The sequence below is a fragment of the Marinigracilibium pacificum genome (assembly GCF_012926615.1).
In the GTDB taxonomy this organism is placed as follows: Bacteria; Bacteroidota; Bacteroidia; order Cytophagales; family Cyclobacteriaceae; genus Mangrovivirga; species Mangrovivirga pacifica.
This window is the reverse complement of the sequence record NZ_JABBNU010000005.1, coordinates 1-12,752: the sequence shown is the minus strand read 5'-3', so window position 1 is coordinate 12,752 and position 12,752 is coordinate 1. Positions and strand designations below refer to the sequence as shown.

8 protein-coding genes are annotated in these 12,752 nt (G+C 36.3%); 6 read left to right on the top strand and 2 right to left on the bottom strand.

Annotated elements, in window-relative coordinates:
- Positions 1-62 precede the first annotated feature (62 nt).
- A complete protein-coding gene (locus tag HH304_RS08625; RefSeq protein ID WP_169680266.1) occupies positions 63-1,103 on the top strand; it encodes a porin family protein in 1,041 nt (346 codons plus the stop codon).
- Between the two features lie 218 nt (positions 1,104-1,321).
- On the opposite strand, the gene HH304_RS08620 is transcribed toward HH304_RS08625, so the two are convergent.
- Both HH304_RS08620 and HH304_RS08615 read right to left on the bottom strand, forming a co-directional pair.
- Positions 1,322-1,549 (bottom strand): ferredoxin, encoded by a 228-nt coding sequence (locus HH304_RS08620; protein WP_169680264.1) that lies wholly within the window; start codon positions 1,547-1,549, stop codon positions 1,322-1,324.
- A gap of 61 nt (positions 1,550-1,610) precedes the next feature.
- A complete protein-coding gene (locus tag HH304_RS08615) occupies positions 1,611-2,870 on the bottom strand; it encodes a peptidase U32 family protein (protein WP_271711560.1) in 1,260 nt (419 codons plus the stop codon).
- A 1,974-nt stretch (positions 2,871-4,844) separates the two neighbouring features.
- Here HH304_RS08615 and HH304_RS08610 point away from each other — a divergent pair.
- From HH304_RS08610 to HH304_RS08590, 5 genes are all read left to right on the top strand, one after another.
- Positions 4,845-5,582 carry a LamG domain-containing protein gene (locus HH304_RS08610; protein ID WP_169680262.1) on the top strand — a complete coding sequence of 246 codons (738 nt, stop codon included), beginning with the start codon at positions 4,845-4,847 and terminating at the stop codon, positions 5,580-5,582.
- 57 nt (positions 5,583-5,639) lie between these two features.
- Complete coding sequence (locus HH304_RS08605; protein ID WP_169680252.1) at positions 5,640-6,362, top strand: LamG domain-containing protein; 723 nt, start codon at positions 5,640-5,642, stop codon at positions 6,360-6,362.
- Positions 6,363-6,617: 255 nt separating this feature from the next.
- On the top strand, positions 6,618-7,340 hold the full coding sequence (locus HH304_RS08600) for a LamG domain-containing protein (RefSeq protein ID WP_169680250.1): 723 nt from the start codon (positions 6,618-6,620) through the stop codon (positions 7,338-7,340).
- A gap of 1 nt (position 7,341) precedes the next feature.
- Positions 7,342-11,028 (top strand): PKD domain-containing protein, encoded by a 3,687-nt coding sequence (locus HH304_RS08595; protein WP_169680246.1) that lies wholly within the window; start codon positions 7,342-7,344, stop codon positions 11,026-11,028.
- Positions 11,025-12,197, top strand: coding sequence for a hypothetical protein (locus HH304_RS08590; protein ID WP_169680244.1), 1,173 nt, complete (start codon positions 11,025-11,027; stop codon positions 12,195-12,197). Before HH304_RS08595 ends, HH304_RS08590 begins: the two co-directional genes overlap by 4 nt.
- Positions 12,198-12,752: the final 555 nt, after the last annotated feature.

Genomic DNA, 12,752 nt, shown 5'->3' with positions numbered 1-12,752 from the left:
AGATGACAGGACAATTTTTTAAGTTCATCAGCACCGATCGGATATTAATCTTGATGCTAGCCGTGATACCATTTCTCATGACTGCTCAGGTGAAAGAAGAAGCTAATGGCTGCGCAAAGACATTGCAAACTGCCAGAAAGACTTATGAGCAGGGTAGAATTGAAGAAATTCCGGGATTGCTTGATGAATGTCTTAGAGGCGGATTTAACGAACAGGAGAAAGTAGAAGCATATCGATTACTTACCTTAGCTAACCTTTACTTTGATGAAAAGGAAAAGGCGCAGGAGTCAATGCTTAAAATGTTGAAAATTGATCCTGAATATGAGATTAATCCGGTAGTAGATCCACCAGAATTTATAAACCTTTACAAAATGTTCAGAACAAACCCGGTTTATTTGTTTGGTGGAATGTTAGGGGTGAATTTTACCCGACCTAATGTACTCATGAACTATAGTCTGGATAATCCGGAACTTACTGATGCTACTTATAGAATGAGAGCAGGATATCAGGTTGGGTTGGTATTTGAATTTTATCTTTCGAAGAAAATAAGTGTTCAAACAGGGCCTCAGTTTAATAGGTTGTCATATGAGTATCAGGAAAGTAAGTTGGGATTCGTTACTGAGAATTTTATAGAAAACCAAAATAGAATCTCTCTACCGGTAACATTCAAATATGAATTCAATGGTGAGAAATACAAACCATATATTCGTTTAGGAGCTGAATTTTCATATTTGATGAGTGCTGAAGCAAATGTTGAGCGATTTGATAGCCTGAACACAGAAGATGGAAATAGAGGGGTTAGAGGTCCTTCAGTTGATTTATCTGACCAAAGAGTAAGTATGAACTGGTCGTTGATCGGTGGGGCAGGAGTAAGAATGAAAGATGTGCTGGGAAAAGGGTATCTGTTTGTTGATTTTAGATATTCTTATGGAATGTGGAATATCGTCAATACTGAAAATCGTTATAACAATGCTGAATTAAAGTATGATTATACTCACCTGGATGATGATTTGAAGTTAAACAACTTTATGCTATCCATAGGTTATACAGTTCCTGTTTACAGGCCTAAACTGAAGAAGCGTAAAAAAGATATTGTATACTAACCTTTAGGTAGGTGAGGTCTGGCTATTATGAAATAATCATGGTAGTCCGGACTATACAAGAATGGGTGAAAAGGTAGTGTCTAAAAAACTGTTTAAGTGAGGTTCGGGTAATTTATACTCGGACCTTTTTTATTAACTAATACAGGAATTCAAAGTGGTAATTTAGCTCTTAGAATTACTATCAGTTATTCCTGCGGCAATAGCAATCCTTTTATTACTTAATGTTCTCTGACCTGGATGATATTTACCGGACAAGCATCCGCCGCACGTTTATTTGAATTAAGCTCGTCTTCGTTAACCTTTACATTCCAGAATCCTTTTTTATTGACACCTCCAAGAAGAACACTTTTACCGTCTTTTTTAGACATTCTCCATCTTTCAGGAGCTAATTCGACACAGTAGTTACATCCAATGCATTTATCCCTTTGATGAATGATTATTACCATAGTTAACTTAAAAGTAGGGCAGTAGAAACTACCCTGATGTTCAAATTCTTTTTAGTCTAAATCAGGCATTAGCGGTCTCTTCGCTATCGACGATTTTATAAAGTTTATCCGAAGGTCTGATTTGAGTATCCAGTTTGATGGCAAAATTATCTCCTTTTACAGCGATGTCTTTCTTGCCTTCATCATTCACGTGCATTTCCTCAATTACAGTTTCAACAACACCAGTTGTAGGTCCGGTAATTAGTATTTTATCACCAACCTTAACCTTCATTGTTTCCAGGGTGAATTCCGCAACCCCGATTTTATTATAGTAGTGATTTCCTCTGCCCAGGTATACTTTTTTCTTAGTAGCCACAGATCCCGGTTGTGAAGTCCATTCACCTAGCTTTTGTCCAAGGTAATATCCACTCCAGAAACCACGGTTATATACTTCGGAAAGTCGCTGCATCCATCCTTCAACTTTTTCTTTAGAATAAGTTTTGTCCTGACAGCTATCGATTGCTTCTCTATAGCACTGAGTGACAGTTTTTACATAATCAGCCCCTTTTCCACGACCTTCAATTTTTAATACTTTGATCCCGGAATCAATTACCTGATCAAGAAAATCAATGGTACATAAATCTTTAGGAGACATGATGAATTCATTATCAATTTCCAGCTCGTAGCCTTCTTCAATATCAACAACTTTATATTGTCTGCGACAGTTTTGGATGCACGCACCTCGGTTTGCTGAGGCATTATGAGTATGAAGGCTCATATAGCACTTGCCCGAAACAGCAACACATAGAGCTCCATGACCAAAAATTTCAATTTCAATCAGATTTCCTGACGGGCCTTTGATTTGTTCTTTTTCAATTGCATCAGTAATCTTCTTCACTTGTAGGAGACTAAGCTCACGTGATAAAACCATTACATCAGCAAAGTGGCTGAAAAACCGAACTGTTTCGATGTTTGTGATATTACTTTGAGTAGAAATGTGTACTTCAACACCTTTACTGAAAGCGTAAGAAATCACAGCTTGATCAGAGGCGATGATCGCAGTGATGCCTGATTCTTTTACCCTGTCAATGATCATTTTCATTAGAGAAAGATCATGATCATAGATTATAGTGTTAAGAGTTAGGTAAGTACGTACATTATGCTCACCACAGATTCTGGCAATTTCTTCCAGGTCGTTGATAGTGAAATTCATGGTTGCCCTGGCACGCATGTTGAGCTGTTCCACACCAAAATAAACAGAATCAGCTCCACCCTGTATAGCCGCCATCATTGCCTCAAAATTCCCGGCAGGGGCCATTAGTTCTATCTTACCGTTACTCATGATCTATAATCTAAATTGACAGTTAAACGATCGATTTATGATGAATCGAAAATAAGGCTGCAAAGATAAATTAAAAAATCATGTATCGGTATAAAAGAGAATAGATATGTATGATTTTCAGTTGATTGGTATAAGAAAAAGATAAGGAATGGCCTCATAATATGTCGATCGCCCTTGTTTAGCGAAGCATAACGAGAGTGTTTGAGAACTGCGTTTGTAATGCAGATTTTATAAATGGCATTACAAATGCCGACCTCATACATACTCGTTACAAACTAGGACGATAGACTCACGGTAATATAATGCTATTTGATAAATTCCGAAGGGTATGTCGAATTTTAATAAGAGGGATTTCAAATCCCTTTTTATTTTTGATTCCAGATGCGCTGCGCTAACATTTGAATAGAAGTAGTTTGAACAATGATTCCCATGAATCCTAACAAAGAACATAGCTGCACATTTTTATAGCTGTTTCATATAAGGGCGGGGAGGAAGGACGAAATCCCGGGCCGAAGGTCCTGACAACCTCTGGTTCGTCACGGAGGTGGTTGGTCGTGTGATGGGAGATTTGATATTGTCTTGATTCTTAGACCCTGACACTTGCCCTGACAATTAAGAATTCGTCATGGGTCTAGGAGATCGTCAGCGGAATCTGTGTCAAATTGACCAATGCCATCTGAATCATGATTTCCAAGATTACCAAAATACCCATATCCCACTACCATAACCAAACAGATTCTTCACTTACTGATATGCCTGTCGGCAATCAGCACAAGCCGTTCAGAATGATGAGTAGAGTGAGCCCCACCATTAACGTCATTCTGAGCCTACCGGCGAAGAATCTGTCTCTCCTTTACGTCATTCTGAGTATGATAACGAAGTTTATAACCCTGACACTTGCCCTGACAATTAAGAATTCGTCATAGGGCTAGTCTTCAGCGGAATCTGTAACATTATATTCCAATACCAACACCCAATTGTCTGAATCAAAATTTACAAGATTAAAAGATTAACAGGATCCCAAATAAATATCATAGCTGCACATTTTTATAAATGTTTCATAGAAGAGCGGGGAGGAATGACGAAATCCCGTGCCGAAGGTCCTGACAACCTATGGTTCGTCACGGAGGTGGTTGATTGTGTGATGGGAGATTTGATATTGTCTTGATTCTTAGACCCTGACACTTGCCCTGACAACTAAGATTTCGTCATAGGGCTAGTCGTCAGCGGAATCTGTAACATATTGTCCCAATACCAACACCCAATTGTCTGAATCAAAATTTACAAGATTAAAAGATTAACAGGATCCCAAATAAATATCATAGCTGCACATTTTTATAAATGTTTCATAGAAGGGCGGGGAGGAAGGACGAAATCCCGGGCCGAAGGTCCTGACAACCTATGGTTCGTCACGGAGGTGGTTGATTGTGTGATGGGAGATTTGATATTGTATTGATTCTTAGACCCTGACACTTGCCCTGACAATTAAGAATTCGTCATGGGTCTAGGAGATCGTCAGCGGAATCTGTCACATATTGACCCAATGCCCTCTGAATCATGATTCCCAAGATTAAAAGATTACCAAAATACCCATATCCCACTACCATAACCAAACAGATTCTTCACTTACTAATATGCCTGTCGGCAATCAGCACAAGCCGTTCAGAATGACGAGTAGAGTGAGCTTCATCGTAGCCGTCATTCTGAGCCTACCGGCGAAGTTTATAACCCTGACACTTGCTCTGACAACTAAGAATTCGTCATAGGGCTAGTCGTCAGCGGAATCTGTTACTTTTTTAACCAATGTAAAACCTTCCTAAAAAAAAACATCACCCTAACCCATAGACTACCAATTACAACCTTCCCTTTGATTCAAAAACCTTTAACAAAAACCTTCTATTGTTTTTTATAAATCAAGTCACCTATTATATTTGGCCAGAATTTATTTTTTATCAACCAAAATAATTTTTAGACATGCGAATCAATCTACTTAGCAAAGGGCTACTTGCTCTAATGTTCATTTCTGTTATTTCATTAGTTTCATCATGTACAGGCGACGAAGGCGGAGAACCTGCAGTAAAAGACATTCCACGTGATGGGTTAGTTGCTTTCTATCCATTCAATGGAAATGCAAATGACGAAAGTAATGTAGGTGAGGCGGCGAATGGAACTGTGTTAAATGCTACTTTAACTGAGGATCGATTTGGGAACCCAAACTCAGCATATGAGGTTGATGGTACTGATTATGGTGTTAGGGTAGATTTTAAGGAAAAGTTACAGATTAAGGGAGATTTAACAGTGTCAGTTTGGGTGAATGGTGGAACTCAAGGAGATGTTTACAATCGAGGACAATATGAATTAATCTATGAACCTGGAGGGCCTGGTTATACTGCATATGTAGATACAAATAATGGAGCAATTGGAGCAGTGTATTATTATGATGATATTGTTAAGTCAGGCTGGCTAATGGTAACATTAACATGGGATAATACTGAGAAAGTAATGAACTTGTATTATAACGATAAATTAGTTAGTTCTAATCAGCATCATGATTCTTTCGGTGAGGGATTATCTGTAAGAGGGTTAATGTTCGGTGATAATTCAAACTCTGGGAAATTTTATGATGGAAAGATTGACGATGCAGTTATTTACAACAAAAAATTGACTTCCCTTGAAGTTTCTTCTTTATATAATCAAACATTTACTAAATAATTAATAACTCTATTTAAGTCCAATATTTTTTTTTATCAACCAAAATAATTTTTAGACATGCGAATCAATCTACTTAGCAAAGGGCTACTTGCTCTAATGTTCATTTCTGTTATTTCATTAGTTTCATCGTGTACAGGCGAAGAAGGCGCAGAGCCTGCAATAATAGACATTCCACGTGATGGGTTAGTTGCTTTCTATCCATTCAATGGAAATGCAAATGACGAAAGTAATGTAGGTGAGGCCGCGAATCTTGATGAAGTAGGTGGTTCACCACAATTAACTACTGATCGTTTTGGTAACGCAAACAGTGCATATTCATTTGATGGAGTGAATGACTATCTAAGAGTTCAAGATTTGGAAAAATTAAATTTTCAAAATGGTTTTACATTTGCGGTTTGGGCTAAATCTGATAATCTATCAGGGGTGGTTCTTGATACACATGCTGGTTGGGTTCAATATATTAATAATTATGTTGCAGGGTATGTAAACACGAGTCCAACTTTTACTAGTTATGTAGATGAAACAAAACATGGAGACTGGAAGTTTATTTGCTTTTCATTCGATGCATCAACTAAAAAAACTAATTTATATGTAAATAGCAGTTTAGTAAAAACTGAAACTGTCCCTCAAGAAAACGCATTGTATCCAGTTAGACTTAATGATAGAATAGATATTGGTACTGACTCTTTTAATGGGTTGATTGATGATGTGGTAATATATAATAAAGCTTTGACAAGTTCAGCAATTGAACAGATTTATATTCAAAATATAACAAAGTAATATTACGATTTCCATTTAATTCAATTATTCAGGAAAATTTTTCTTAGCTGATGATAAATTGGTTAATGCCAAATTGAAATGATTGAATAAAAATATCATTATCAAATGCAATTAGAGTTTCAATTAAAATTGAATTAAAAGAAGAAAAGTAAACAGAATAATAATTACCTGTAAAAAATATTTTTATTATTAAAGGTCATCCTATATATTTACGACTGATATAATTTTTTTAATCAACCAAAAGGATTTTTAGACATGCGAATCAATCTACTTAGCAAAGGGCTACTTGCTCTAATGTTCATTTCTGTTATTTCATTAGTTTCATCATGTACAGGCGGAGAAGACGCAGAGCCTGCAGTAAAAGATATTCCACGTGATGGGTTAGTTGCTTTCTATCCATTCAATGGAAATGCAAATGACGAAAGTAATGTAGGTGAGGCGGCGAATTTAGATATAGTTGGTGGTTCACCCCAGTTAACAACAGATCGTTTTGGAAATGAAAATAGTGCTTATTCATTTGATGGAGTTAATGACTATTTGTATGTGAATAGTGTAGAGAAATTAAACCTTCCAAATGGATTTTCTTTTGCAGTGTGGGTAAAACATGGTGATAATAAAGGAGGAGCAGTTTTCAAGACTCATGGAGGTCAAATTAAATACTTTGTAGATGAGGTGATTGGAGATTTATATTCTTCACCTGTTTTTACAATTCGTGATTTGGTTGCAAATACCGATGGTTGGAATTTTATGTGTTTTACTTTTGATGTTAATAGTAAGTCAGCCAAGTTATATTTTAATAATGAAGTAATATCTACAGGTAGTTTACCTAGTGAAAATAGCATGTACCTTCCAGCAAATAATTTTGTGAATATTGGGAATGACTCATTTAATGGTATTATTGATGATGTATTAATCTACAATAAAGCCTTATCAAACTCAGAGGTTGAAAAAATTTATCTTCAAAACATAACAAAGTGAAATGAATAAATTTTTTTTATTCTTTGTAGCATTTTTTTGTGGTATATCCAGTTTGTCATTTGGACAATTAAAGCAATTATATGCAGTAACTGGATCAGGAATTTCTAATAGTATTGACATTTGTGAGGGTTCCTCCGTTAATTTTATTTACTTTTATGAGGATAATGTTCAAAATTATTTAGACAACATCGAGTTGGAAATTAATGATATTTTAATTGATAATTTTGAACCAATTAATATGGGAGAATATATATTATTTTCCTATTCTTTTCAACAAGCTCTGGTTGATCCGTATACTGTACGAGTAATAATAGATACTCAACCTGGTTCTGGAACTAATTACCAACCAGAATCAACTGATGCTTACGTTACTGTAAAAGAAAGCCCGATTATTACTTTCGATCAGTTAAATTTAACTGACAGTAGGTTAAACTTTGATAATAATGATAGTCCATTATTATTAAATGGAGCTGGATTAGATAATCCAAATCCCGATATAACAAAATCAGAGTATTATGGTGCGGGTGTTTTTAAAAGTGGAGATAATTATACTTTCTATCCTGAGTATGTTCCTTCAGGGACTTATTCCATTAAATTTTATGCTGAATTTAATTATGATTCAGAAAAGTTAACTTGTGTTTCTGAAAAAGCCATCGATAATGTTTCTGTAGCTAATGATGGAGATTTAGTGAAGTTTTTAAATCAATCGGAAATTAATTTATCTACAAAAGATTTTTGTAAAGACAATATTAATAATCCCTTGGTGGAGTTTGCAGTTATTCCAACTGTGTTTGAACAAGGATATCCGATTACAATTGAGACAATAGAAAGAATTCAAGATGGATTTGAAGACCCATTCCCTAGAGATCCATTCCCTAGAGATCCAGGAATAGATATTCAAAATATTGATGGTGTACAACAGGATGTCTTTAATCAACAAACTCAGTTAATTATTCCAGATGGTAGTCTTATTCCTATATATGTAGTAAAAGAGTGTTCCTATGTTAAAAATCTTCAATTTGTAGGAATTAATCAATTGGTTGCAAAAACTGATATTGGTTCAATGAATATTGATGATTTATTTGTAGGGACTAATATTAATAATGCATTTGCTGGAGATAATGATTCGACATTTGTCGGGAATTTAGATTTCTCAAAAATCCCTTCAGGTGCTACATATATTGAGTTAATAGCTGAGGTGGATTATAAGGAGATTACTTCGCAAAGCACATGTCAAACTACACCGAATAGCACAAAGGATTTGATTAAATCAGTTACTATTTTCAAATTAAACTTAAAGGCTTCTTCAAATCCACAATTGAGTATAGAGAATAATATTACCTCTTTATGTGAGAATGATCCAAATCAAAAATCATTTGTAGTGACTTTTGCAAATGCAATGGGACTTGACCCTGTTAATGGTTCTTTATTTTCTCAATTAGGAGTTGGTCAGGTAAGGGAAAGAGATGGATTTGAAATATCTGGGAATAGTTTAAATGTAGGAACATATAAATTTTATTATCAATATAACGGAGATTCTACATATTGTTCTCAGCGTTCATCAACAATCGAAATTGAGGTAAATGAGACACCATTAGCCGCATTTAATTTTGACGATGGTTGTGAAGGAGATTCAATTGAATTTGTAACCTCAGATAATCTTACTGATGTTGAAAGACAACAAATGACTTACGATTGGTCATTTGGAGATGGTGATACCAAACAAGGATCGGCAATTAAAAAGGCATTTAATACTGGTGCCTATCTGGTTGAGTTGACAGTTACAAGTTCTGAAGGTTGTGTGGGAGTTTCTGATAGGGAGTTTATAAATATAACGCCTTATCCTGAGCCAGACTTCACATATTTTGGAGGTTGTGCTACTAAAGAGTCTTCTTTTGAGCCAGGGTTATTGAATTCGATTGATCCAAATGATATTCGAAATGTATACTGGCGTTATGAAGGTGGTTTTGATAGTGATAACAAATTATTTGGAATCGATCCGGTATTTAATAATGCGGGAATGAAAACAGTTACATTCGCTGTTGAAACTGTTTATGGGTGTTTGGATAGTATATCAAAGAATATCTTTATCCAACCAAAAATTAATGTATATAACTATATCGAAGACTTTGACGTCGAGCCATATCAAGGGTGGGTGTCTGTTGGAGATATTGACAATACCGCTACTTCAAGCTGGACTAAAGCTGATTCATGGCTAAGTAAAAATGGTGTATGGGCTACATATAATAATGGAGGCTCATATAATAACAACGAATTATCATACCTCGAGTCACCTTGCTTTGTTTTAACGGATACTAAGGTTCCGATGCTTGATCTGGAAATTGCATCAAAAACCGATATTCAAGCTGATGGAGTTGTACTACAGTATAGCTTTGATGGAGGTCGAAATTGGTATAAGCTGGGTAAGGAAGGAAGTGGTCTGGGATGGTACAATGCAAAAAACCTACTTGGAGCACCTCGTATTGATGGAAATAATGTTGAACGTGAAGGTTGGGCAGGGAATTTTGACTGGCAGAAAGCAGCCTTCCAATTAGATGATGTTAAGAAGCAAGCTAACGGTGAAGCAGTGAAGTTTAGATTTGTTTTTGGTTCTAATGCTGATAACCCTTTTGGTATTGATTTGAGAGGGTTTGGAATGAACAAGTTCTCTATCGTAGAGCGAAACCGTAAAATGGTAATCGAATCGTTCATCAGTAGTAGCCAGGGAGATAATACTATGACATCCTCTGTTAATTATCTGGATTCATTGTTGTCAGGCAAGGAGAATCAGGTTATCGATATCCGCTATCATATAAATAGTCCTAATGAAGATCCTGTATATCAATATAACCCTAAAGATTTTAGTGCTAAGAGATTACACTATGGGGTTTATGAAGCTCCAAGGACAATTTTTGATGGTTATTTTGGTCCGGAAATAGACTTTCCTACTGATCAGGATGGATATGCTGCGGATATGTATGACAGAAGGTCATTGGTATCGGCACCTTTTAACATTGATTTAACTGTTGATCAAGATGCCAAAAAGCTTGATATCGAAGTATTAATCACCAAAAATATTACTGGTGAAGATATTGAAGATGACCTTGTTTTGATGGTAGGTATTGTTCAAAAGGAGATGGAGGTTGAAGGAACGACCTATAAAAATGTACTTCGTAAATTCATTCCAAATGCAGGAGGTACAACTATCGTTGGAGACTGGATCGATGAAGATACAGCACGAAAGGAAGTTGTTAACCTTACCTGGATGAATGACTACTACAGTGGTTTTGATCATACCTTAGATTATAAACTTGTAGCATATCTGTTCAGGGCGCAAGATATACAGCAAACAAAAGAAATAGTACAAGGTGCATCTGTAGATCTCAATGGTCTGCCACAGCCAAATATTATAACTGGTGTCGATGATGACATCAATTCTGAAGATTACCTTTTGTATCCTAATCCGGTAAGAAGTGAGTTGAAAATACGTGTGCCTAGAGATTACAAAGGTGATGCACAATATTCAATTTATACTCTACAAGGGAGTCAGGTAGACTCAGGGATTATTCAACCAGGGGATTTAAATTCAATCAACACAAGCAGTTATCCTTCCGGAATCTATTATATGATGATTACAGAAGAGGATAATTCTGCACCAATAGTAAAGAAATTTAGTATCATACAATGATAAAAAAGGCCTTATCAATCATGCTAATGTCGGCAATGCTCGGTGGTTGTACCACCGAGGCATTTGTCGGTGAGCAAACTACTCCGTATTTCGATAAATTTTTCGGTAATGCAAACGATGATCATTCCTATCATGTTAGTCAACTTGAAGATGGAGGATATCTTATTACCGGAAGTTCTGAAAATCTGCAACGGGGAGATAATGATATTTTAGTAATTAAATGTGATGCCAAAGGAAACCGACAATGGTCAGAGACTTTTGGTGGTACTTTAAATGATATTGGTTCTGATGCCATAGTCGGTAGCGACGGTAGGTTATATGTTACCGGAATGATCACTGATCCAACAACTGAGGATAGAAACGTAGCCTTATTAGCATTAGATGTAAACAGTGGTTCATTAATAGACTCCTTATCATTTGGATTGTCAAATCGTATGGAGATGGGATTGAAAATATTCAATTCTAACGCTGGAACACTTATGGTTATGGCTAATCGAGACGATGAAAAGGGTAGTGAGATGGTACTTACGGAGTTTAATCTGGTAGCTCAGGATACTATTTACCGTGATTATGGATTTGTAAGTAATAGGGATAGCGTTACTACCATTCTACAGTCGGCTAATGAGAATTTAGTTTGGTGTGGAACTGTAAAATATTCTGAGACTCAAAGTAATATCAGAGTTACATCGACAAACCTTAGCGGGCAGGTTGTTTGGGATTTTGTCTTACCAACAACTGTGGTACAATCAGCGGCAGATATGGACCATGCAGGACAAGGGTTTATCGTAGCTGGAACTGAAGGTCCGGAAACAAATGCTAATATGGTTCTGGTAAATATCACACCTGATGGCACTAAATCATGGCAGGCATTAATTCAAGAACCAGGCAATCAAAAAGCCTCAGGAGTAAGTCAGACAGTCGATGGTGGTTATATAGTAGTCGGAACAACAAACTATCTTTCAGATGATGAGCAGATCTTTCTTGTTAAAACAGATCCAAGTGGAAATGTACAATGGAAGAAATACTTCGGCGGATCATCAAATGACAGAGGGATAGACGTAATAGAATCAAACGATGGAAATTATGTGGTATTAGGAACATCCACAATCTCAAATAATAGCATACTGGAATTAATAAAAACGAACAACAAAGGTTTGATGGTGGATTAACCATCAGGGTATAGGTTAGTTAAAAGTCCACCCTTACAGGTGGACTTTTTAATTTTATAGCTTAGTGAATATTACTATTTCGAATCAAAACGTATAATCTGCCCCTGGCGACCGTCATTCTGAGCCTACTGACAAATAATTTGCTCCACAATACCGTCATTCTGAGTCTACTGACGAAGTTTATAACCCTGACACTTGCCCTGACAACTAAGAATTCGTTATAGGGCTAGTCGTCAGCGGAATCTGTAGCATTAAATACCAATGCACTCTGAATCAAAATTTACAAGATTACAAGATTACCAAAATACCCATAACCCATATCCCATTACCATAACCAAACAGATTCTTCACTTACTGATATGCCTGTTGGCAATCAGCACAAGCTGTTCAGAATGACGAGTAGAGTGAGCCCCACCATTAACGTCATTCTGAGGCTACAGATGAAAAATCTGTCTCTCTGTAACGTCATTCTGAGTCTACTGACGAAGAATCTGTAACACCCTTAACGTCAATCTGAGCTTACTAGCGAAGTTTATAACCCTGATACTTGCCCTG